Source organism: Xenorhabdus griffiniae, assembly GCF_015163655.1.
Classification (GTDB): Bacteria; Pseudomonadota; Gammaproteobacteria; order Enterobacterales; family Enterobacteriaceae; genus Xenorhabdus; species Xenorhabdus griffiniae.
On sequence record NZ_JADEUF010000005.1, the window covers coordinates 53,315 to 77,293 of the forward strand.

Here is a 23,979-nt window from a genome sequence, read left to right on the forward strand (position 1 = left end):
GGCTGATCTTTATGTAGTAAAAATGATCAACAATAAAGTGTTGTTACATAGATCACAATTAAAATTAACAATCTCTTTAACATATTGAAGATTGCCAACACATAGTTTATTAATATATTAATAAGTGGTCTTGCAACACGTCATCCAGGTTTCAAGGAGCTGTCCATGAAAGGCACTGTCTTTGCCGTTGCCCTCAACCATAGCAGCCAGATCAATTTCTGGCATAAGGCATTTAACAAAGAACCTTATAAAACACCACCCAAAACACCTATTTGGTTTATCAAACCCCGTAATACCGTGATTGGTTCAGGGGATGTTATTCCTCACCCTGTCGGGGAAACGGTACAGAGCGGTGCGACTCTGGCGCTGTTAATTGGAAAAACAGCACGCAAAGTTTCAGTTCAGAATGCCGAACAGTATATTGCTGGTTACGCATTGGCAAACGAAGTTAGCCTGCCGGAAACATCATTCTACCGTCCTGCCATTAAAGCAAAATGTCGGGACGGTTTTTGCCCTCTAGGTCAAATGATCAAAGCCAACTCGGTAGCATCACTCGATATTGTCACTGAAATCAACGGCCAGGAAGTTGATCGCTGGTCTACCCAAGATCTTATTCGTTCAGCAGCTGAATTATTGGCAGCATTAAGCGAATTCGCCACCTTAAACGAGGGCGATGCCATTCTATTGGGAACGCCCCACCAGCGCGTAACCCTTCATCCTGCCGATAAAGTCACAATCAAGGCCAAGGGCTTCCCTAACTTAGAAAATACGGTTGTATTGGCAGGAGGTCAGGCATGAGATACGCCAAAATTCATTATCAGGGACAAGATCTCAATGTCACCGTTGACGAACAGGAAAATGTCTTCTTACCAGACGGAAATACGGTCAGCGGTGAAGGGGTTGTATGGCTTCCCCCAGCCAGCGGAACACTGTTCGCATTAGGGCTAAATTATGCCGATCACGCAACAGAGCTGGAATTTAAGCCCCCAGAAGAACCACTGGTATTTATCAAAGCAGCCAATAGCTTAACCGGACACCGTCAGGTCTCTGTCCGTCCTGATAATGTGGAATATATGCATTATGAAGCAGAATTGGTTGTCGTGATGGGTAAACCCGCTCACAAAGTTGCCAGAGAAGAGGCCATGAATTACGTTGCGGGTTATACCGTTTGTAACGATTACGCCATTCGTGATTATCTGGAAAATTACTATCGCCCTAACCTGCGGGTAAAAAGCCGCGATACGCTTACTCCAATCGGTCCGTGGATCATAGATAAACAACAGATTGCTGATCCGCATAATCTAACGTTGCAAACATGGGTGAACGGTGAACTCCGTCAACAAGGTACAACCGCCGATTTGATCTTCGATATTCCTTTCTTAATCAGCTACCTCAGCGATTTTATGACATTGCAACCAGGCGACATGATCGCCACCGGAACACCTAAAGGGTTGTCCAATGTTGTTCCTGGGGATGAAGTCATCGTAGAAGTCGAAGGTGTTGGGCGCTTAGTTAATCGTATTGTCAGCCAGCAAGAATATGAGGAGAGTTTGTCATGACCATGATTAACCATTGGATCAACGGCAAAAATGTCGGCAGCAAAACCTATTTCACAACGACTAATCCTGCAACAGGCGAGGTGCTGGCTGAGGTTGCATCAGGCGGGCAGGAAGAGATCGCCCAAGCTGTTGCGGCAGCCAAAGAAGCGTTCCCCAAGTGGGCAAATACCCCAATGAAAGAACGCGCTCGTTTGATGCGCCGTTTGGGTGAATTAATCGACCAAAATGTTCCCGATATTTCTGCGCTGGAAACCAAGGATACGGGCCTTCCCATCCATCAAACACAAAATGTCTTGATCCCACGGGCTTCGCAAAATTTCAATTTTTTCGCAGAAATTTGCCAGCAGATGAATGGGCGCACTTATCCTGTTGATGACACAATGCTCAACTACACATTAATCCAGCCTGTTGGTGTTTGTGCATTGATTTCCCCATGGAATGTGCCTTTTATGACGGCGACGTGGAAGGTTGCGCCTTGTCTGGCTCTGGGAAATACGGCTGTTTTGAAGATGTCCGAACTTTCCCCATTGACAGCCAACCGCTTAGGCGAATTAGCGTTGGAAGCCGGCATTCCGGCTGGGGTATTGAATGTGGTACAGGGCTACGGTAACACCGCAGGCGATGCGCTGGTAAAACATCATGATGTGCGTGCAGTCTCTTTCACCGGAGGGACAGCAACGGGTCGCCTGATCATGCAAAATGCCGGACTGAAAAAATATTCTATGGAATTAGGCGGAAAATCCCCTGTCCTCATTTTTGAAGATGCAGATATTGAACGCGCACTGGATGCCGCTCTGTTTACTATTTTCTCCCTTAATGGCGAACGTTGTACGGCAGGTTCCCGCATTTTCATCCAAGAAAGTATTTACCCCGAATTCGTTAAACGCTTTGCTGAACGCGCGAATCGGTTACGTGTCGGTGATCCCCAAGATCCGCAAACTCAGGTTGGCAGCTTGATAAGCCGGCAACACTGGGAAAAAGTCTCCAATTATATCCGGTTAGGGATCGAAGAAGGCGCCACACTACTGGCCGGAGGCCCCGATAAACCTGCCGATTTACCTGCCCATCTAAAAAATGGCCACTTCTTACGTCCTACTGTCCTGGCAGATGTGGATAACCACATGCGCGTAGCACAGGAAGAGATCTTCGGCCCTGTCGCTTGTCTGCTGCCATTCAAGCGTGAAGAGGACGGGCTACGCATGGCTAATGATGTGGAATATGGCCTTGCTTCTTATATCTGGACACAGGATGTCAGCAAGGTTTTGCGTCTGGCACGTCATATTGAGGCCGGCATGGTGTTTGTTAATTCCCAAAACGTTCGCGATCTGCGTCAGCCATTTGGTGGCATAAAAGCTTCCGGTGTGGGGCGTGAAGGCGGGGAATACAGTTTTGAAGTGTTTGCTGAAGTGAAAAACGTCTGTATCTCAATGGGAGAGCACCCTATACCTCGTTGGGGTGTTTAAATAACGGCCATCCTGATTCCAAGTGAGGGTTTATGGGAAAGTTAGCGTTAGCAGCGAAAATTACACATGTCCCTTCTATGTACCTGTCTGAATTGCCAGGCAAGCATCACGGTTGCCGCCAGAGCGCTATTGATGGACACAAAGAGATCAGCCGGCGCTGCCGTGAAATGGGTGTGGATACGATTGTTGTCTTCGACACGCACTGGCTGGTTAACAGCGCCTATCATATTAACTGTTCCGACCATTTCTCCGGCATCTATACTAGTAATGAATTACCACATTTTATCCGCGATATGACCTATGAGTATGACGGCAACCCAGAGCTAGGCCGGATGATTGCACAAGAAGCTCGCCAGATGGGTGTTCGTGCCCAGTCACACGAGATCCCAAGCCTGAAACTGGAATATGGCACGCTGGTCCCCATGCGTTATATGAACAGCGACCGCCATTTCAAGGTGATTTCAATTTCGGCCTTTTGTACTGTCCATGCGTTTGAAGACAGCCGCAAACTGGGAGCGGCGATTTTACGGGCAATTGAGAAATACGATGGTACGGTTGCGGTACTGGCAAGCGGTTCGCTGTCACACAGTTTCATTGACGATCAACGTGCCGAAGAGGGCATGAACAGCTATACCCGTGAGTTCGATGAGCAGATGGATCGCCGTGTCGTGCAGCTTTGGAAAGAAGGCAAGTTCGAGGAATTTTGCAAAATGTTACCGGAATATGCGCAATATTGTCGAGGAGAAGGCAATATGCATGATACCGTGATGCTGCTAGGGCTACTCGGATGGGACAAGTATGACGGCAAGGTGGAATTTTTGACGGAATTGTTCGCCAGTTCAGGGACAGGACAGGTTAACGCGGTTTTCCCGCTGCCGGATTATATTGTGAATCAAAATAAAACTGATGCCTGACAGGAGAAGACCGTGCCACATTTTTACGCTGAGTGTACTGAAAATATCCGTGAAAAAGCCAGGTTGCCGGAATTATTTACCAAAGTGAATCAGGCGCTGGCAGATACCGGCATTTTTCCGCTGGGCGGTATCCGTAGTCGCGCCATTTGGCTGGATACCTGGCAAATGGCGGATGGTAAGCAAGATTATGCCTTCGTTCATATGACACTGAAAATTGGTGCCGGACGCAGCCTTGAAGATCGGCAAAAAGTCGGAGAAATGTTGTTTGGCTTAATCAAGGCGCATTTTAGTGAGTTGATGTCACAGCGTTATCTGGGCCTCTCTTTCACCATGGAAGAACTTGATCCGGTGCTGAATTATAAATCCAATAACGTTCATAGCCTATTTAAAGCAAAAGAATAACGGCAATAGAGCATTCCAATGCTATACCAATCTAACTTCAAGATGCGTGTGGTTTCATAGAGTGTTGCAACTTGAAGTTTCAAATCGCGGTCAACAAAGTTATGGCTTGCAAGATGAGGGATATAATTGGAGGACACTAAATTTATTCGCCTTTATTTATTGAGAGGAAACTATGACAGATCATCTGGATACAAATTTGCTGCGTCACCAGGCCTATATCAACGGTCAATGGGTTGACGCGGAAAATAAAGCAACTTTTGAAGTTATTAACCCAGCCAATGGTAAAGTCATTGCTAATGTCAGTGATCTGGGAGCCAAAGAGACACAATCTGCCATTGAAGCTGCCCAGAATGCCCTTCCTGCATGGCGGTCACTGACAGCAAAACAGCGTAGCCAGAGGCTTAAGCAATGGTTCCATCTGGTGATGGAAAACCAAACTGCCTTAGCGAAGATACTGAGCACAGAACAAGGTAAATCTTACACCGAAGCAATGGGGGAAATCGCTTACGGTGCCAGCTTTATCGAATGGTTCGCAGAAGAAAGCAAACGTATTTATGGCGAAACATTGCCTTCCCCAATACCGGGCCGCCGTCTCGCTACGATCAAACAACCGATTGGTGTCGTTGCAGCCATTACACCGTGGAATTTCCCCAATGCCATGATCACCCGCAAAGTTGCACCTGCGCTGGCGGCGGGATGTACAGTTGTTCTGAAACCTGCTGCTGAAACACCCCTTTCTGCACTGGCCTTAGTCGTCCTGGCGGAACAGGCGGGCATTCCGGCTGGCGTTTTCAATATTGTCACGGGAATGGATGCCAAAGCGATTGGTGAAGTGATGACCTCAAGCCCTATCGTGCGCAAACTTTCGTTCACCGGCTCTACGCGGGTCGGCAAATTATTAATGGCACAAAGCGCCGATACTGTGAAAAAACTCTCCCTCGAACTGGGTGGCAATGCACCTTTTATTGTGTTTAATGATGCCGATCTTGATGCTGCGGTAGAGGGTGCCATGGCGGCGAAATTCCGTAATAGCGGGCAAACCTGTGTTTGTGCCAACCGTATTCTGGTACAGGAAGGCATTTATGAGGCTTTTGCAGAACGTCTGGCACACGCGGTAAAACAGCTTCGTGTTGGGCCAGCCACTGATAGCTCATCACAACAAGGTCCACTGATTAATCAAGCGGCAGTAGAAAAAGTACAAACACATATCCGAGACGCGGTTTCCAACGGTGCGCACCTGCTGGCAGGAGGAAAATCCCACGCGCTGGGTGGCTTGTTCTTTGAGCCAACAGTGCTGGCAAATGTGACCGAATCTATGTTAGTTGCCCACGAAGAAACCTTCGGCCCGCTGGCACCACTGTTCAAATTCCGTGATGAAGAAGAGGCTATCCGTATTGCTAACAGCACTGAATTTGGCCTGGCTGCTTATTTCTATTCCCGTGACATTGGCCGAATTTACCGTGTGGCGGAAGCGTTGGAAAGTGGCATGGTAGGTATCAATGAAGGTTTGATTTCCAATGAAGTCGCACCATTTGGCGGCATTAAGCAATCGGGGCTGGGGCGTGAGGGGTCACGTTACGGTATTGAGGATTATCTGGAAGTGAAATACCTCTGTTTTGGAGGGTTGGAAGCGAAAGGAGCTTAACCCCTATGCTACAGCAAGAAATCGTATCACGAGTCGCACGCCGTTTACATCAGGCAGAGCAAAGCCGTGAGCAAATCCGACAAATCTCACTGGATTATCCAGAGATAACGATTGAAGATGCTTATGCCATTCAACGTGAATGGGTAGATTTAAAAATCAGGGAAGGGCGAATTCTGAAGGGACATAAGATTGGTCTGACATCCAAGGCCATGCAAGCCAGTTCACAGATTAATGAACCGGATTATGGTGCCTTGCTGGATGATATGTTTTTTCAAGACGGCGGTGATATTCCTTGCGAACGTTTTATTGTGCCCCGTATTGAGGTTGAACTGGCCTTTGTGCTGGCAAAACCCCTGCGTGGCCCGAACTGTACGCTGTTTGATGTGTATAACGCAACAGATTACGTCGTTCCTGCACTGGAACTCATTGATGCCCGTTGCCACAACATCGATCCCGAAACCCAACGTCCACGCAAGGTATTCGATACGATTTCTGACAATGCCGCCAATGGCGGTGTCATTATTGGGGGGCGGCCGATCAAGCCAGATGAATTGGATCTGCGCTGGGTCAGTGCGCTGCTCTACCGCAATGGCGTGATTGAAGAATCCGGCGTCGCCGCCGCGATTCTCAATCATCCCGCCAATGGTGTGGCATGGCTTGCCAATAAACTGGCACCGCATGGTGTTCAACTAGAAGCAGGCCAGATTATTCTGGCTGGATCTTTTACCCGCCCTGTTCCTGCGCGTAAAGGCGATACCTTTCATGTGGATTACGGCATGTTAGGTTCAATTAGCTGTCATTTTGTTTGAGTCTATTGAGGTAACACCATGGATCAGCTAACAAATAAATTTAAACATGCCCTGAAAGCAGGGCGTCCACAAATCGGATTGTGGCTTGGGCTATGCAGCGGGTATAGCGCGGAAATACTGGCAGGAACCGGGTTTGATTGGTTGTTGATTGATAGTGAACATGCTCCCAATGAGATTTCCACTATTCTTGCCCAATTACAGGGAATCGCCCCTTATTCAAGCCAGCCTGTTGTTCGTCCCGCATGGAATGATCCCGTAATCGTCAAACAGTTGCTGGATATTGGTGCACAAACGTTATTGTTCCCAATGATTCAAAATGCCGCGCAAGCGCGTGAAGCGGTCAGGGCAACTCGCTATCCTCCCGCGGGTATTCGTGGCGTAGGCAGTGCCCTGGCTCGCGCTTCTCGCTGGAATAGCATTCCTGACTATCTGTCCCGTGCTAATGACGAAATATGTGTATTAGTACAGGTAGAAACCCGTGAGGCTTTGCAAAACCTACCGGAGATAGCGGCTGTCGAAGGCGTTGATGGCGTGTTTATTGGCCCGGCCGATCTCAGTGCGGATATGGGACACCTCGGTAACCCGCAACATCCTGAAGTTCAGTCGGCCATTGAACAAGCCATTGTTCAGATCCAGTCTTTCGGCAAGGCCGCTGGCATTTTGATGACCAATGTCGATGCAGCTAAACATTATCTTAATTTGGGTGCGCTGTTTGTTGCCGTAGGGGTTGATACCCTCTTGCTGACCGGAGCAGCCAATGCTTTGGCAAAGCATTTCGGCAAATAAGCAGTCAATCATCGGCAATAAACAATGCCCCAGAATGGCTGATGTTGATCGCGACACCAGCCATAGCAATTGAAGTTCCTAATCTCTGTGCAAACAACCACATATAGCCAATAAATTTCAAATCCCCAGCCGAAGGAAAATCAAACCACTAACAAAACAAGGAAACACCGATGAGCATTTCACCTGACACGATACCAAAATCCGAAAATCCTCCCCAGCCGCTGAAAAAGCTGACCACCCAACAGCAAAGTGTCATCAATAAATTATTCCGGCGCCTGATCCTCTTTCTCTTTGTCCTGTTCGTTTTCTCTTTTCTGGATCGTATCAATATTGGATTTGCTGGTTTGACGATGGGAAAAGATCTCGGTTTAACATCCACCATGTTCGGTTTAGCCGCAACGCTGTTTTACGCCACTTACGTTATTTTCGGCATTCCCAGCAATGTGATGTTGAGTATTGTGGGAGCTCGTCGCTGGATCGCGACCATTATGGTGTTATGGGGGATCGCTTCCACCGCTACAATGTTTGCCACTGGTCCCACGAGCCTGTATATCTTGCGAATGCTGGTGGGTATTGCGGAAGCCGGCTTTCTGCCGGGTATTTTGGTTTACCTGACTTATTGGTTTCCAGCCTATTATCGCGCACGCGCCAATGCGTTGTTTATGATTGCCATGCCCGTAACGATGGCGTTTGGTTCACTGATTTCCGGTTACATTTTGGCAATGGATGGCATCTGGGACTTGCGCGGTTGGCAGTGGTTGTTTTTGCTGGAAGGCTTCCCTTCTGTTTTGCTTGGTTTTGCTGTCTGGTTTTATCTGGATGACTCACCAGAAAAGGCCAAATGGCTAACTCGTGAAGATAAACAATGCCTTCAAGAGATGATAGAAAACGATAAGCTTTCTATCACCCAGCCCAATGAACAGATTCAACAGCAAAAAACCCGCTTATGGCGCGAGGTGTTTACCCCGATTGTATTGATGTACACCTGTGCTTATTTCTGCCTGACCAACACCTTAAGTGCTATTAATATCTGGACGCCACAGATTATGCAGAGTTTCAATCAGGGCAGCAGCCATGTGATGATCGGCATTTTGACTGCCATTCCACAATTCTGCACGATTTTAGGTATGGTTTACTGGAGCCGCCACTCAGACCGCCTGCAAGAACGCAAAATGCACACGGTTTTACCTTATCTGTTTGCTGCCGCAGGCTGGATTTTAACTTCACTGACAGATAACAGCATAGTGCAACTGCTGGGGATCATTATGGCTTCTACCGGATCGTTTACAGCTATGGCGGTATTCTGGACAACGCCAGATCAATCGATTAGTTTGCGCGCCCGTGCCGTGGGGATCGCTGTGATCAATGCTACCGGCAATGTGGGATCTGCCGTCAGTCCTCTGCTAATCGGTTGGTTAAAAGATCAAACGGGAAATTTTAACGCTGGACTTTATTTCGTAGCCGGATTACTGATCATCGGTGCGTTAATCGTTTTTCTGATCCCGATGAAACATTCACGGCCACAGGCAAAATTGTAAATAACAAGCAATATATTGATATACCTTAGCCAACAATAAGATACAGGAGGAAACTGATGACTGTATCCAATGCGCTCAAAGCCAATAAACCCATCATCACGAATATCGATATCAGCAAGGACTATGATGAAACTCAGGGATCGGATGATGTTCATTATCAAACTTTTGGTCGCATGGCGGCATTTTTCGGGCGTAATATGCAGGCGCATCGCCATGACGGTTTTTTCCAACTCCATTATCTGGTGACAGGGCGGATCGAACTGCAATTAGACGCACAGCATTATTCCGTACAAGCCCCTCTGTTTATCCTGATTCCACCTTCCGTGCCTCATGCTTTTTTTACGCAGGAAGATACGGATGGTTATGTATTAACCGTCCGTCAGGAACTAATCACCCCCTTGCTCAGTTCGCTTTATCCTACCCATCGGGAACTGGTTGAGATTCCGGCTATCTGCCTTTCCGTAGCGGATAAATACGATGAATTGGAAACATTCAACCATTATTGGGCACTGATTGGGCGTGAGTCTGCCAACCAATTTACCGGACGAGAACAATCGCTGACTTTCCTGGCTCAATCTCTGTTTACCTTTTTACTACGCAGTATTCCCCTTGATGATCATCATTGCGGTGGTGTCAGAGGAGAATTGAAACTGTTTCAGCGATTTAATCAATTGATTGATCAACACTATTACCAGCATCTCGCCGTACCAGAGTATGCAGAAAAATTGGGAATTACGGAATCACGGCTAAAGGATATGTGCCGACGCTTTGCCAATCGGCCACCCAAGAAATTGATCTTTGACCGATTACTGCGAGAAGCAAAACGATTATTACTGTTTAGTGATAGCCCCGTATTTGAGATAGCGTATCAACTTGGGTTTAAAGATCCTGCTTACTTTACCCGATTTTTTAATCGGTTGGTGGGATACTCACCGAGTGTTTGGCGGGAAAAGAATTCAGGCGGACATGTTTGAGTTTTTCAGGACGGCGTAATCATGCAAAAATCATGATTACCAAAACACAAAGTCGGTCACATTTACGCAACAAACTCTCTACTTTTATCGAAAAGTACCAGTAAACCCTCCGAAAGTCTCTTCAAGAGGAGCCGTTTAGTCGCTTCAATCAAACAGTGTAATAAACATAAAATTAACAACCATCCCCCCATATAGATAACAAATCAAAATAAGGGGATTTTTGGAGCATGAGGTTGCTATGAGACTAGAAAATTTGCGTGCTGATCATAAACGCCCATTTACCAGTAAAGAATACCTGAGTTCACTTCAGGATAGTCGCGAGATTTACATCTATGGTGAACGCGTCAAAGATGTCACAACACATCCGGCTTTCCGCAATGCGGCTGCTTCAATCGGTCAACTGTATGATGCCCTTCATGCCCCAGAAACCCACGATGTACTTTGCTGGGATACCGATACCGGAAGTGGTGGCTATACGCACAAATTCTTCCGTTTCGCCACCAGCGCTGATGATATCCGCCAACAGCGCGATGCCATTGCCGAATGGTCACGCCTAAATTATGGCTGGATGGGGCGTTCACCCGATTATAAAGCAGCATTTTGCTGCTCATTGGGTGCTTATCCTGAATATTATGGGCAATTCGCTGATAATGCCCGCATATGGTATAAGCGTATTCAGGAAAGCTGCATCTATTTCAATCATGCGATTGTTAATCCACCGATTGATCGCCATAAGCCCGCCGATCAAGTCAAAGATGTTTTTATCAAGATAGAAAAAGAGACAGATGCTGGGATTATTGTCAGTGGCGCCAAAGTCGTCGCGACCAATTCAGCCCTGACTCACTATAATTTTATCGGTTTTGGCTCTGCGCAAGTTATGGGAGATAACCCTGATTTTGCCCTCATGTTTGTTGCACCAATGGATGCCGAGGGTGTGAAATTAATTTCCCGCGCTTCTTATGAATTAGTGGCCGGTGCTACTGGCTCACCTTTTGATTACCCCCTTTCCAGTCGGTTTGATGAAAATGATGCCATTCTGGTCATGGATAAAGTATTAATTCCGTGGGAAAACGTGTTAATTTATCGCGATTTTGATCGTGCCCGTAATTGGGCGGTGCAAAGTGGTTTTGCGCGGCTATTTCCCATGCAAGCCTGTATACGCCTTGCTGTTAAGCTTGATTTCATGACGGCACTGTTACAAAAAAGCCTTGAATGCACTGGCGTGGTGGAATTCCGCGGTGTTCAGGCCGATTTGGGAGAAGTCGTTGCATGGCGCAATCTGTTCTGGTCACTGACAGATGCGATGTGGGCAGAAGCCAAGCCGTGGGAAAATGGCGCTTATCTGCCTGATACGCAAGCGATTCAGACTTATCGCGTGATGGCGCCCATGGCTTATACAAAAATCAAGAATATTATTGAAAGCAATGTCACCAGCGGCCTGATTTATTTGCCATCCAGTGTGCGTGACATGAATAATCCTGAGATCAATAAATATCTTGAAAAATATGTCCGTGGCTCTAATGGTATTGATCATGTGGAACGAATCAAGATCTTGAAATTAATGTGGGATGCCATTGGCAGTGAGTTCGGTGGTCGCCATGAATTATACGAAATTAATTATGCCGGCAGTCAGGATGAAATTCGCCTGCAATGTCTGCGTCACGCCTATGGCTCTGGCAATATGAAGAAAATGACGGAATTGGTTGATCGTTGTCTCTCTGACTATGATGTGAATGGCTGGACCAGTCCCCACTTACACAATAACCGTGATATTAACCTGTTAGATAAGCTACTGAAATAAATCAGTAGCAGGAGGCCTATTTATGTCTGTAGAAAATAAACATCGCTTGCGTTTCAGGGATGCGATGGCAAGCCTTTCCGCTGCGGTGAATATCATCACTACGGATGGTCCTGCGGGGCGCTGCGGTCTAACTGCAACGGCGGTGTGCTCTGTGACAGATACGCCTCCGACTTTGATGGTATGTATTAATCGCAATAGCGCCATGAATCCGGTATTTCAGGAAAATGGTCACCTTTGTGTCAATATCCTGAATCATGAACAAGAATTGATGGCACGCCATTTCGCGGGCATGACAGGTATCAGCATGGAAGAGCGCTTTAATTGGGATATCTGGAAAACGGGGATACTGGGACAACCCTTGTTACAAGGGACGCTCGCCAATTTAGAGGGATGCATTAAGCAAGTACAAGAAGTCGGTACTCACTATGTATATCTGGTAGAAATAAAACAGATTATTGTTCGTGAAGAAGGTCATGGTCTTATTTACTTTAAGCGTAATTTTCATCCAGTGATGGATGAAAACATGGCAACCATTGTTTAAAAAAAGAACATCAAAACAGAAATATTTTCAATACAGCCTCCTAGCATGAAGGTTCCTTAATAAAGAGCCTTCATTTCTAAATTCTTATCAATTTCTTTTTAATTGGTATTTAATAGAATTGGCACTGAATATCAACCAGAAATTTCACACCACCACCTCAAAATACATAATAAAAACTTTACATATAGATTAAGGTGATTCCATTTCATCCCTATTTTTATTTAATCCACCACTTCTCAACAAACAACAAACGGAAGAGATTAAATGACAGTCAAATTGCTTTATTTGCGAGCACAAAACCCACTTATTAACAACTTTTTATATTAATTTAGTGAATATTCTGCCAGATCTGGTATTACTTTTTTTCGTTAGTGTGATCAACCATCGAGAAGATATCATACCAGTATATTAACCTCCCTCGCTTTACGATCACTTTGAATAAATAAACAAAAGCACAACTTATGCAATACATTTAAGTTACAAATATATTAACAACAGTATAATTATCTGAATATATTTTATTTGAGTGTACTGCCTATCTAATGATAGCAAACAGAGGCATCACTATGAGTAAAACCGCTCCGATAGGTTTATGGGATCAACCTAAGCCTTTCTTCATGATATTTTTTGTAGAATTGTGGGAACGATTTGGCTACTACGGCGTTCAAGGTATTCTGGCTGTTTACTTCGTTCAACAGCTCGGTTTTTCAGAAGCACAATCATTTATCACTTTTGGCGCATTTACTGCACTGGTTTACGGCCTGATTTCTATTGGTGGTTATGTCGGTGATCACTTACTGGGGACAAAACGTACCATTGTTTTGGGGGCTATCATACTGGCAATAGGTTATTTTATGATTGGCCTTTCCATCATAAATCCTGAGCTTATCTTTTATGCCTTGGGAACCGTCGCTGTCGGTAATGGCCTTTTCAAAGCCAACCCTGCCAGTCTGCTGGCAAAATGTTACCCACCGCAAGATCCACGTTTGGATGGTGCATTCACACTATTCTATATGTCCATCAATCTCGGCTCTCTGGTTTCCCTCTCTCTTGCCCCCGTTATTGCTGAAAAATATGGTTATGCAGTCACCTACAATATCTGCGGTATCGGTCTGATTATTGCTTTGCTGGTTTATATCGCCTGCCGTCGTATGGTACATAACCTCGGTTCAGAGCCAGACCATGCCCCTTTGAACTATGCCACCTTGTTTTTGGTTCTGGTAGGTGCAGTAGCTATGGTTGGCGTCTGTGCATGGTTATTGCACAATATCAAAATTGCCAATATTGCCCTGGTGGCAATCTCAACCATTGTTGTGGTGATTTTCTTCTGGCAGGCATTCAAACAGGACAGAGTCGGCCGCAATAAAATGTTTGTGGCATTTATTCTGATGCTCCAGGCTATCGTGTTCTTTATCCTGTATAACCAGATGCCAACTTCCCTCAACTTCTTCGCCATCAATAATGTTCACCACCAGATCCTCGGTTTTAATGTCAATCCCGTCAGTTTTCAAGCCCTGAACCCCTTCTGGATCATCGTCGCCAGCCCTGTCTTAGCCGTGGTTTACACCAAACTGGGTAACAAAGGTAAAGATTTTTCCATGCCAACCAAATTCACCTTCGGCATGTTCTTGTGCTCCCTGGGCTTCCTGACCGCCGCAGCTTCTGGCTTATTTGCCGATGAGAATGGTATTACATCGCCATGGTTTATCGTACTGGTGTATCTGTTCCAGAGCGTCGGGGAGTTAATGATTAGTGCGTTGGGATTGGCAATGGTGGCAGCGTTTGTTCCTAGCTACCTGACAGGTTTTATCCTGGGCATGTGGTTCCTGTCACAAGCCGCAGCATCAGTATTGGGTAGTTATGTAGCAACCTTTACTGCCGCACCAGAAGGCGTGACGAATCCACTGCAAACCCTGCCAATTTATACTGGTGTATTTGGTAAAATTGGGATTACCACCTTGATTGTCGCCGTGATTATGGCCTTTATGGTGCCATGGTTAAACAAGATTATGAAAGCATAACCTGCAAGCATGTCTGCTTCCCACCGTAAACGGCGAAACTTTCCACTTCTCAGGCCGCAACCGTCGGTATGACGGATTTTTGTAACCGCAATGATGGCAGGTTTTCGAACTGGCGAATTCCTGCCGCTGCTGCTTCGTATCCCAGTTTTTGGATCATCCCAATACCCAGATATCCAACGATATTGGATGATGATGGTCAGTGGGTAATTCGATTTGAATATTCTGGTCAACATTATTCATAGATTGGTCACGCAGAAAACCGGAAAGACGCAATGGCTCATGTATGACAGGCGTATTTTGATTAACATTTGATACGTCATAAATAGCCACAATCCATCATATGTGCTAATGTGGGTTTGTGGGTAATCTATGAGGAATAAGTTATGAGTCGTTTAACTATCGACATAACCGAGCAGCAACACAAAAGCCTGAAAGCGTTGGCAGCCTTGCAAGGCAAAACTATCAAACAATATACGCTAGAACGTTTGTTCCCTGATATGACTGATAGCGATCAGGCATGGCAGGAGTTGAAAACCGTGTTAGAGGCACGCGTCCATGACGGACTGGAGGGCAAGGTGTCCCAAAAGAACGTCAGTGACATTCTCAATGAAGAGTTTTCCGGGAGCGGCCGCGCTTGATGGACTATGTACTGACAGACGCTGCCGAAGACGATTTACGCGCTATTATCCGCTATACGCGCCAGCAGTGGGGTGATAAGCAGGTGCACCGCTATATCACCGAGCTGGAACAGGGGATTGTGCGCCTTGCCGTTGGAAAAGGGTCTTTCAAGGACATGAGTGAAATTTTTCCAGCATTGCGAATGGCGCGTTGTGAACATCATTATGTGTTTTGTTTGCCACGTAAAAACGCTCCTGCATTAATCGTGGCAATTTTTCATGAGAGAATGAATTTGTTGACGCGCCTTGCAGACAGACTTATTTGATAAGGTTGGGACCACGCTCCCAACCCGTCGTTTTCGGCAATATGGAATTAAAGCTGAATATAACACCAAGGAAAACTGAATGGGCTGACACCAATCGAAGCCTATACCGGTCACATGTTGCACTTATTGTATTAATCCAGCAAAGCTGGCTAATTCAAAAAGAACTTAGCCAGCTTTTACATATGCTGAGTAATAAATTTTATCTAAATAACAATTTATTACAGCACATCAATCGCATTCAGTTCTTTAAAGGCCTGCTCCAGACGAATAACCATAGACGCCTGAGCAGCACGCAGCCAAACACGCGGATCGTAGAACTTCTTGTTAGGCTTATCTGCGCCTTCTGGGTTACCCAACTGGCCTTGCAAGTAGCCTTCGTTCTTTTTGTAGTAGTTCAGAATACCTTCCCAAGTTGCCCACTGAGTATCGGTATCGATATTCATTTTCACTACACCGTAGCTCACAGCTTCCTGAATCTCTTCCGCGGTAGAACCTGAGCCACCGTGGAAGACAAAGTCCAGGCTGTTGTGTGGCAGGTTGAATTTTTCAGAGACGTAATCCTGTGAATTGCACAGAATTTTTGGTGTCAGTTTAACGTTACCTGGTTTGTATACACCATGGACGTTACCGAAAGATGCTGCAATGGTGAAACGCGGGCTAATGGCGTTCAGTTTCTCATACGCATAAGCTACATCTTCCGGCTGAGTGTACAGGGAAGAGCTGTCCAGATGGGAGTTATCAACACCATCTTCTTCACCACCAGTACAACCCAGTTCGATTTCCAGTGTCATGTCGATTTTCGCCATGCGTGCCAGATATTGGCTGCAAATCTCGATATTCTCTTCCAGAGATTCTTCTGACAGATCGATCATGTGAGAGGAGAACAGAGGTTTACCAGTTTGTGCGTAGTGTTTCTCACCTGCTTCCAACAGTCCGTCGATCCATGGCAGCAGTTTACGTGCACAATGGTCAGTATGCAGGATAACAGGCACACCATAATGCTCTGCCATTTGGTGAACATGGTGAGCACCAGAAATAGCACCGATAATCGCGGCTTGTTGACCTTCTGCTTTCAGACCTTTACCCGCAATGAAAGAGGCACCACCGTTAGAAAACTGGATAATGACCGGAGCACGTACTTTTGCCGCCGTTTCCAACACTGCGTTGATGGAATCAGTACCGACGCAGTTAACCGCTGGTAACGCGAAATTGTTCTCTTTAGCGACGGCAAAGACTTTTTGAACATCATCACCAGTGATGACACCCGGTTTTACGAAATCAAAAATTTTAGACATGTTACGTGGTCCTGTATTGACATTGAACAGGCAGCCAATGCTGCCTGTTATTACAACTTAATTACTTTTAGCACGTTCTTCCAGCATCACAACGGCTGGCAGTTTTTTGCCTTCAACGAATTCAAGGAAAGCACCACCACCAGTGGAGATGTAAGAGATCTTATCAGCAATTTCGAACAGATCGATTGCCGCCAAGGTATCACCGCCACCGGCAATTGAGAAAGCATCGCTCTCAGCAATTGCGCGGGCAATAATTTCGGTTCCTTTACGGAAATTAGGGAATTCAAAAACGCCTACCGGACCATTCCACAAAATAGTCTTGGCACTTTTCAGGATTTCAGCCAGGCGTTCGGCAGAAGCATCACCCAGGTCAAGGATCTGCTCTTCATCTTTAATTTCGCTGGTGGATTTCAGCGTTGCTTCCGCAGTCTCAGAGAATTCTGTTGCAACACGAACATCGGTAGGAACCGGGATGTCGCAGCTTTCCATCAATTTTTTCGCTTCCGAGATCAAATCATCTTCATACAGCGAACGACCAACGTTATGCCCTTCTGCGGCAACAAACGTATTAGCAATCCCACCACCTACAATCAGCTGATCGGCAATTTTGGACAGTGAATCAAGAACAGTCAGTTTAGTTGAAACCTTAGAGCCTCCTACAATCGCTACCATTGGACGGGCAGGATTGTGCAGCGCTTTACCCAACGCTTCCAGCTCGCCAGAAAGCAGAGGGCCAGCACAAGAAATTGGGGCAAACTTAGCAACGCCGTGAGTTGACGCTTGCGCACGGTGCGCCGTACCAAAAGCATCCATGACATACACATCACACAGTGCAGCATACTGCTTTGATAACGTTTCATCGTCTTTTTTCTCACCTTTATTGAAGCGAACGTTTTCCAGCACAACTAATTCGCCTTCCGTCACTTCAACACCATCCAAATAGCTTTTTTCCAGACGAACAGGAGAAGAAAGTGCTTCTTTCAAATAATCAACGACAGGTTGCAGTGAGAACTCTTCGTTGTATTCTCCCTCAGTTGGGCGTCCCAGGTGAGAAGTAACCATGACCTTGGCTCCCTGATTCAACGCAGCCTTAATCGTCGGCAAAGACGCACGGATACGTGCATCAGAGGTAACTTTACCATCTTTTACAGGTACATTCAGATCAGCACGGATCAATACACGTTTACCCGCTAGATCTAAATCAGTCATCTTAATTACAGACATGGTGAATCCTCTCATTGATTCTTTATAAAATTACTCAATCTTCTGCTGTGTGCCGTTTGTGACACAACAAATGATTATTTGAAACCGGTTGCGGCCATTGCCAGCGTCGTATCAATCATACGATTAGCAAAGCCCCACTCATTGTCACACCACACAAGGGTTTTAATCAGGTGCTTACCGCTAACCCTCGTTTGTGTTCCATCCACAATAGCACTGTGGGGATCGTGGTTAAAATCCGTTGAAACCAACGGCAAATCAGTATAATCCACTATACCACGAAACTCCCTGGCCGCTGATTTTTGCAGGAGCCGGTTCACATCTTCCACACTCACAGCCGAACAGACTGTTACACTCAAGTCAATGGCTGTCACATTGATTGTGGGAACTCGAACAGAAATCGCCTCAAACCGATCATTAAATTTAGGGAAAATACGTGTGATCCCCGCCGCCAGTTTTGTATCAACTGGAATAATAGATTGACTGGCCGCCCGGGTTCGACGTAAATCACCGTGATAAGCATCAATCACGGGTTGATCATTCATCGATGCGTGAATGGTTGTCACCGTACCAGATTCAATATTGAACGCATCATCCAACACTTGGATGATTGGAATGATGCAGTTTGTTGTACAGGATGCATTAGAAACAATGCGATCTTCGGCAACCAATGCATGATGATTAACACCATATACGACGGTTGCATCCAGATTATTTCCTCCCGGATGTGCAAACAGGACTTTCTTGGCTCCGCTGGCGATATGAGACTCTCCGTCTGCTCGTTCACCATACCTACCTGTACAGTCAAGAACAATATCAATGTCCAACGCTTTCCACGGCAGAGCCGAGATATTCGGTTGATGAAGTAGCTGGATACTGTCGCTTCCTACTTGCAATAAATCATTATTCAGACGCACATTCCATGCAAAACGCCCATGACTGGAATCGTATTTCAACAAGTGAGCAATGCCTTGTGCATCTGCCAACTCATTGATAGCGATCACTGAAATTTCAGCTTGACGCCCTGATTCGTAAAGAGCACGCAAGACACTGCGCCCTATTCTTCCGAAACCATTAATCGCTACTCTGATAGTCATGTTACTCCCTGAATTTCTCTGTAGTTACGCAACCGCTTAGAATAACTGAGCAATGTCTGCTTGTACTGATAATTCATCACAAAATTAACCAGATTGTGACAGACAAGACATTTTGTTATCTCATTTATGCATCAAACTGAAACGGTTCAGCAACTATAAACGCAGATTACGAGAAAAAAGGAGTGATGGCAAGCGCCATTCGTCACATTATGGAGGAAAGATTGAACAAAAAAAGAGCGCATTCGCCCTAAAATTGATACGAATGCGCTTAATATGAATTACTTGCCGATTATTTCAGCAAAGCTGTTGCCTTGGCTACTACATTTTCAACCGTGAAACCAAACTCTTTGAACAGAACATCAGCAGGTGCAGATTCACCGAAAGTATTCATACCAACGATAGCACCATTGATACCAGCATATTTGAACCAGTAATCAGAGATACCGGCTTCGATAGCAACACGGGCAGAAACTGCCGCTGGCAATACCGCTTCACGATATGCAGCATCTTGTTTATCGAAAGCATCGGTAGATGGCATAGAAACCACGCGAACCTGACGACCTTCAGCAGTCAGTTGCTCAGCCGCTTTCACCGCCAATTCCACTTCGGAACCCGTAGCAATCAGGATCAATTCAGGCTGACCTGCACAATCTTTCAGGATATAAGCCCCTTTCTCGATATTCGCCAACTGTTCAGCAGTACGTTCTTGCTGTGCCAGATTTTGACGGGAGAAGATCAGCGAAGTAGGGCCATCTTTGCGCTCAATAGCATATTTCCACGCAACCGCAGATTCAACCTGGTCACATGGACGCCATGTGCTCATATTTGGCGTTACGCGCAGACTGGCAATTTGTTCGACTGGCTGGTGAGTTGGACCATCTTCACCCAACCCGATGGAATCGTGGGTATATACGAAGATGCTGCGCACTTTCATCAGGGCTGCCATGCGTACAGCATTACGGGCATATTCCACGAACATCAGGAATGTTGCGCCATAAGGCACAAAACCACCATGCAGTGCGATACCGTTCATGATGGCAGACATACCGAATTCACGCACACCGTAGTGAATATAGTTACCGTCCTGAACTTCGTTCAGCGGTTTAGAGCCAGACCACATAGTCAGGTTACTTGGAGCTAAGTCAGCAGAGCCACCCATAAATTCTGGCAGAACTTTACCGAATGCTTCCAGTGCATTTTGTGATGCCTTACGGCTGGCAATAGAAGCTGGGTTCTGTTGCAGTTTTTCAATAAATGCCTTGGACTCAGCTTCCCAGTTTGCTGGCAGATCACCGCTGGTACGACGGTTAAATTCAGCAGCCAGTTCTGGATAAGCTTGCGCATATACAGCAAATTTTTCTTCCCAAGTGGCTTCTTTAACCTTGCCTGCTTCCTGGGCGTTCCAGCCAGCGTAAATGTCCTGAGGAATTTCAAACGCAGGATGTTCCCACCCCAGCGCTTTACGGGTTGCTTCAATTTCAGCATCACCCAATGGAGCACCGTGACATTCTTCTTTGCCTGCTTTGTTTGGTGAACCAAAGCCGATGATAGTTTTGCACATCAACAGAGATGGTTTGTTTGTTTCTTTACGTGCTGCGTCGATGGCTGCTGCAATAGCATCAGAATCATGGCCGTCTACGCCACGGATAACATGCCAGCCATAGGCTTCAAAGCGTGCTGCGGTATCATCAGTGAACCAACCTTCTACCTCACCATCGATAGAGATACCGTTGTCATCATAGAACGCGATCAATTTGCCCAGTTTCAGTGTCCCCGCCAAAGAGCAAACTTCATGGGAGATCCCTTCCATCATACAGCCATCACCCATGAACACATAAGTGTAGTGACCGACGATATCATGGCCTGGACGGTTGAACTGAGCAGCTAGTGTGCGTTCTGCAATCGCAAAACCGACTGCATTGGCAATACCCTGCCCCAATGGGCCAGTTGTGGTTTCTACGCCCGGAGTATAGCCATATTCTGGATGGCCTGGCGTTTTAGAGTGTAGTTGACGGAAATTTTTCAAATCGTCAATCGAAACATCATAACCCGTCAGGTGCAGAAGGCTGTATATCAGCATGGAGCCGTGGCCATTGGATAACACGAAACGGTCACGATCAACCCAGCCAGGATTAGAGGGGTTATGGTTCAGATAATCACGCCATAGCACTTCGGCAATGTCAGCCATTCCCATTGGTGCGCCAGGATGCCCTGATTTTGCTTTCTGCACCGCGTCCATGCTCAAAAAGCGGATAGCATTAGCAAGGGTTTTACGAGTGGTCATTCTTTACTCCAAGTCGGATAAAAGCGTTAGTGAACTAAGGACTAATTTTCGCAGCGCGGCATACAAACCGCAATCATTAATACCAGGTAATTAATGCCAAATGATAAGGAGAGCTATCTTAATTTCTCCTTAACAATAATTCTTTGATTTACCCCGTTGTTTTGGTGCCCTATCGCGATCATGCGGACAACTCAAGGTATTCTTGCGCAAATAGTGAATAATTTACCAGCGTGACTTGCGCAATCGGAAGCCACGTATTAGACACGATACCCAATAGGTTAATCAAGACCCCAAAAACCCATTTTTCAGTCAAATTAGGATAATGAACAAAATTCACTTGTAATATATTTTGATGTTAACTGCAATTTTGGTGATATCACCTGTTACAGAGATACATTCCCTTGCTTATATGCTATAGCTTGCCACTCTATTGGAGAAGATAATTTCTCTATAAAAAATAGAAAAACAAAATAAAAATTTATAAATAAACTATTTATGGACAGCTATCATTATTCCATTTTTTATTTCAAATAAATTATCACCAAATATAAAAGTAACCCATAAAAATATGCCAGCAACTCAATAAAGTTTAATTATTAGGTGATAAAAAAAAGTAATTTGAATTAATGACACAAAAAGGTGAGTTTATAAATCCGCCATCATTTAAGTGTATTCAAAAATAATTAAGGAAATAACATGAAGAAAATAATTATTTTCATTTCATTATATTTATTGGGATTACAAATAACTTTTGCCAACGTTAATTCAATAAATACAAACTCTGGTTACGATCTTGCGACAGAATTAACTCAACGATATAACGACACTAGAAATAATTGTGGAGATGGGGACCATCCTGCATTTTTATGTTCAGGGATTATGTTAAGAGGAACAGTTCCTTCAGATTATTATTATTCTTGGAATCCAAGTCCACACTCACAAAGTAGCGGTGGTGTCTCATTTTCTTATTTGAGAACTGATTCAAAACTTATTACATTAGATGCTGGTTACACAAATGGTTTCATTTTTTCTCCTTATTTATCCGCTTCAGCAGCTAATAAAAAACACCCTGAAGCTCTTTGTTATTTCCCTATCAATGCAGTCTCTGCCGACAGAAATGAAAAAGGATGTGGTACTATTCCTGGTTTTCCCCGCAGTGCGCCTTGTCAACAAATTGGAATTACTACAGCTCAAGAGTGGATAGAAAATGGAAGCGATGAAATGGGTCAGTGTGGTTTTGATGTCAGCATTAAACCAGGGGCAAATCACGCTGATGCCTTCATACAGGGCGTTCAGGCACGTTTACAGCTCTTGCTGGCAATAAATAATGAGTTAATATTGGCTACCTGGCCCCAAAATATTCCCAATGAATTACCCATTGAAGCCTTTTTTTATCTTCCAGGAGGGCTTGACGGTGCACAACATGATCAAAGGGAATTTTATAATGTCACGGGGAAAATAGTGCCGATTATAAAGATAGTTCTTCCCGATAATTATAGCCAAGATGCTACTTTTACTTATAATCAAGAGGATCAAGTCATTAACAACTAAAATAAACCTAAAGGCCAAAGTCAGTTCCATTAAGAACTATCACTAAAGAAATTCAATTGATAATTGAATATGCCAGATGTTAAGTTAACTATACCAATCTAACTGCAATATGCGTGTAATTTCTCCCCGCTTCGCGGGGAGAAATTACGTTTCATATAGTATTTTAAATTGCAACTTGAAATTTAATGCGTATATATTAAATAAGCTATTCAAAATAGTAGATCATTTGAAGGGAACTCAGTCCAATTTTTGCGATCTGATTAATCGCCAAATCAAAAAAATCCCAAAATGGACTGAGTGATGCGAATCATAGCACCAATACTCAGAAATGAACGACGTCAGATGAAAAAATTTATTCATAAAACCCGGGATAAAGATTATGCTCGCCGACTCATGGCACTCTTAATGTGTAGTGGTCAAGAACTTTCGGACACATTTCTGGCCTCTTCCCATTGTCTTTCGTATTCAGCAGGAGAAATTCCCCCATTAAAGCAATGGGGACGGATTTCGTTGTAATACCGGCCAAAATAGTCGGTGATATCCCTTATGGCTTCATGAATGTCCAGATAACCTTCTGGCGGGAGCCATTCACTTTTCAAACTCCGGAATACCCGTTCCATGGGGGAATTATCGTAGCAATTACCCTTACTGCTCAGGCTTTGGATAATTTTATTTCGCCAGAGTAAGCGGCGAAATTTTTTACGCCGGTATTGACTGCCCTGGATGCCCTTCAATATGACGCGTTTCCAGTGCGTTATTCAATGCCCGGCAGACCAGCCCCGCATCCGGCGAAGAAGCGATGGCCATCCCGACAACCCGGCGGGAAAATAAATCGGTCACCACGGCCAGATAGCACCATCCCTCTGTTGTACGAATATACGTGATGTCTCCGCACCAGTGGGTATTTGGGCATACCGGTGCAAACTGTTGCCGCAAGAGATTCGGCGAAGCGGGATGGCCTTCACCAGCCGGACGATAACGGTGAGCCCCCGGTTGACAACTTTTGAGACCACATTCCTGCATTAATCGTCTGGCCTTCCAGCGTCCAACCGGCCTGCCCTCATGGGGCAATAAATGACTCAATGTGCGACTGCCTATCGCTCCACAGCTTTGGTTATACCGTTCACGCACCCGA

The 23,979-nt window shown here is 45.4% G+C and carries 23 protein-coding genes and 1 pseudogene; 17 read left to right on the plus strand and 7 right to left on the minus strand.

What is annotated here, in order from left to right:
- Positions 1-165: 165 nt before the first annotated feature.
- The 13 genes from IQ211_RS02085 (at position 166) to dtpB (ending at position 14,453) form a co-directional block, all read left to right on the plus strand.
- Positions 166-798: a fumarylacetoacetate hydrolase family protein gene (locus IQ211_RS02085; RefSeq protein ID WP_189758602.1), complete on the plus strand. Its 633-nt coding sequence runs from the start codon at positions 166-168 to the stop codon at positions 796-798.
- A complete protein-coding gene (locus IQ211_RS02090) occupies positions 795-1,559 on the plus strand; it encodes a fumarylacetoacetate hydrolase family protein (RefSeq protein WP_189758601.1) in 765 nt (254 codons plus the stop codon). Before IQ211_RS02085 ends, IQ211_RS02090 begins: the two co-directional genes overlap by 4 nt.
- A complete protein-coding gene (gene hpaE / locus IQ211_RS02095) occupies positions 1,556-3,022 on the plus strand; it encodes a 5-carboxymethyl-2-hydroxymuconate semialdehyde dehydrogenase (RefSeq protein ID WP_189758600.1) in 1,467 nt (488 codons plus the stop codon). Before IQ211_RS02090 ends, hpaE begins: the two co-directional genes overlap by 4 nt.
- A gap of 32 nt (positions 3,023-3,054) precedes the next feature.
- Positions 3,055-3,936, plus strand: coding sequence for a 3,4-dihydroxyphenylacetate 2,3-dioxygenase (hpaD, locus tag IQ211_RS02100; protein WP_189758599.1), 882 nt, complete (start codon positions 3,055-3,057; stop codon positions 3,934-3,936).
- A 12-nt stretch (positions 3,937-3,948) separates the two neighbouring features.
- A complete protein-coding gene (locus tag IQ211_RS02105; protein ID WP_189758598.1) occupies positions 3,949-4,338 on the plus strand; it encodes a 5-carboxymethyl-2-hydroxymuconate Delta-isomerase in 390 nt (129 codons plus the stop codon).
- Positions 4,339-4,510: 172 nt separating this feature from the next.
- Entirely contained in the window at positions 4,511-5,983 is a 1,473-nt protein-coding gene (locus tag IQ211_RS02110) for an NAD-dependent succinate-semialdehyde dehydrogenase (RefSeq protein WP_189758597.1), read from the plus strand.
- 5 nt (positions 5,984-5,988) lie between these two features.
- Entirely contained in the window at positions 5,989-6,792 is an 804-nt protein-coding gene (gene hpaH, locus IQ211_RS02115; RefSeq protein WP_189758596.1) for a 2-oxo-hept-4-ene-1,7-dioate hydratase, read from the plus strand.
- Between the two features lie 18 nt (positions 6,793-6,810).
- Positions 6,811-7,578 (plus strand): 4-hydroxy-2-oxoheptanedioate aldolase, encoded by a 768-nt coding sequence (gene hpaI / locus IQ211_RS02120; protein ID WP_189758595.1) that lies wholly within the window; start codon positions 6,811-6,813, stop codon positions 7,576-7,578.
- 170 nt (positions 7,579-7,748) lie between these two features.
- A complete protein-coding gene (gene hpaX / locus IQ211_RS02125; protein ID WP_189758594.1) occupies positions 7,749-9,116 on the plus strand; it encodes a 4-hydroxyphenylacetate permease in 1,368 nt (455 codons plus the stop codon).
- Between the two features lie 56 nt (positions 9,117-9,172).
- On the plus strand, positions 9,173-10,090 hold the full coding sequence (hpaA, locus tag IQ211_RS02130) for a 4-hydroxyphenylacetate catabolism regulatory protein HpaA (RefSeq protein ID WP_189758593.1): 918 nt from the start codon (positions 9,173-9,175) through the stop codon (positions 10,088-10,090).
- 238 nt (positions 10,091-10,328) lie between these two features.
- Complete coding sequence (gene hpaB, locus IQ211_RS02135; protein ID WP_189758592.1) at positions 10,329-11,891, plus strand: 4-hydroxyphenylacetate 3-monooxygenase, oxygenase component; 1,563 nt, start codon at positions 10,329-10,331, stop codon at positions 11,889-11,891.
- Positions 11,892-11,913: 22 nt separating this feature from the next.
- Complete coding sequence (gene hpaC, locus IQ211_RS02140; RefSeq protein ID WP_189758591.1) at positions 11,914-12,432, plus strand: 4-hydroxyphenylacetate 3-monooxygenase, reductase component; 519 nt, start codon at positions 11,914-11,916, stop codon at positions 12,430-12,432.
- 566 nt (positions 12,433-12,998) lie between these two features.
- Positions 12,999-14,453 carry a dipeptide/tripeptide permease DtpB gene (dtpB, locus tag IQ211_RS02145; protein WP_189758590.1) on the plus strand — a complete coding sequence of 485 codons (1,455 nt, stop codon included), beginning with the start codon at positions 12,999-13,001 and terminating at the stop codon, positions 14,451-14,453.
- A 153-nt stretch (positions 14,454-14,606) separates the two neighbouring features.
- Here dtpB and IQ211_RS02150 read toward each other — a convergent pair whose 3' ends face one another.
- The gene (locus IQ211_RS02150; protein ID WP_189758589.1) at positions 14,607-14,783 is read right to left on the minus strand and encodes a hypothetical protein; all 177 of its coding nucleotides are present in this window, start codon (positions 14,781-14,783) and stop codon (positions 14,607-14,609) included.
- A 53-nt stretch (positions 14,784-14,836) separates the two neighbouring features.
- On the opposite strand from IQ211_RS02150, the gene IQ211_RS02155 reads away from it, so the two are divergent.
- Together IQ211_RS02155 and IQ211_RS02160 are read left to right on the plus strand one after the other, a co-directional pair.
- On the plus strand, positions 14,837-15,091 hold the full coding sequence (locus IQ211_RS02155) for an antitoxin (protein WP_189758588.1): 255 nt from the start codon (positions 14,837-14,839) through the stop codon (positions 15,089-15,091).
- Complete coding sequence (locus IQ211_RS02160; RefSeq protein ID WP_223281599.1) at positions 15,091-15,396, plus strand: type II toxin-antitoxin system RelE/ParE family toxin; 306 nt, start codon at positions 15,091-15,093, stop codon at positions 15,394-15,396. The genes IQ211_RS02155 and IQ211_RS02160 overlap by 1 nt, the downstream gene beginning before the upstream one ends.
- Positions 15,397-15,614: 218 nt before the next feature.
- Here the strand turns inward: IQ211_RS02160 and fbaA are convergent, their stop codons facing one another.
- The 4 genes from fbaA to tkt form a co-directional block, all read right to left on the minus strand.
- Complete coding sequence (gene fbaA / locus IQ211_RS02165) at positions 15,615-16,691, minus strand: class II fructose-bisphosphate aldolase (RefSeq protein WP_189758586.1); 1,077 nt, start codon at positions 16,689-16,691, stop codon at positions 15,615-15,617.
- A gap of 57 nt (positions 16,692-16,748) precedes the next feature.
- Positions 16,749-17,915 (minus strand): phosphoglycerate kinase, encoded by a 1,167-nt coding sequence (pgk, locus tag IQ211_RS02170; RefSeq protein WP_189758585.1) that lies wholly within the window; start codon positions 17,913-17,915, stop codon positions 16,749-16,751.
- Positions 17,916-17,989: 74 nt separating this feature from the next.
- A complete protein-coding gene (epd, locus tag IQ211_RS02175) occupies positions 17,990-19,009 on the minus strand; it encodes an erythrose-4-phosphate dehydrogenase (protein WP_189758584.1) in 1,020 nt (339 codons plus the stop codon).
- A gap of 289 nt (positions 19,010-19,298) precedes the next feature.
- Positions 19,299-21,293, minus strand: a complete 1,995-nt coding sequence (gene tkt, locus IQ211_RS02180) for a transketolase (RefSeq protein ID WP_189758583.1) — start codon at positions 21,291-21,293, stop codon at positions 19,299-19,301.
- 696 nt (positions 21,294-21,989) lie between these two features.
- Here tkt and IQ211_RS02185 point away from each other — a divergent pair.
- Both IQ211_RS02185 and IQ211_RS20060 read left to right on the plus strand, forming a co-directional pair.
- A complete protein-coding gene (locus tag IQ211_RS02185; RefSeq protein ID WP_189758582.1) occupies positions 21,990-22,844 on the plus strand; it encodes a hypothetical protein in 855 nt (284 codons plus the stop codon).
- Between the two features lie 300 nt (positions 22,845-23,144).
- A pseudogene (locus IQ211_RS20060) lies at positions 23,145-23,252 on the plus strand (IS630 family transposase); the annotation flags it as partial.
- Between the two features lie 8 nt (positions 23,253-23,260).
- On the opposite strand, the gene IQ211_RS20065 reads toward IQ211_RS20060, so the two are convergent.
- Both IQ211_RS20065 and IQ211_RS02195 read right to left on the minus strand, forming a co-directional pair.
- Complete coding sequence (locus IQ211_RS20065; protein ID WP_189758581.1) at positions 23,261-23,578, minus strand: integrase core domain-containing protein; 318 nt, start codon at positions 23,576-23,578, stop codon at positions 23,261-23,263.
- Positions 23,544-23,979: DDE-type integrase/transposase/recombinase (locus IQ211_RS02195; protein WP_193836316.1), on the minus strand; the 436-nt coding region annotated here is incomplete at its 5' end. The genes IQ211_RS20065 and IQ211_RS02195, both read right to left, overlap by 35 nt.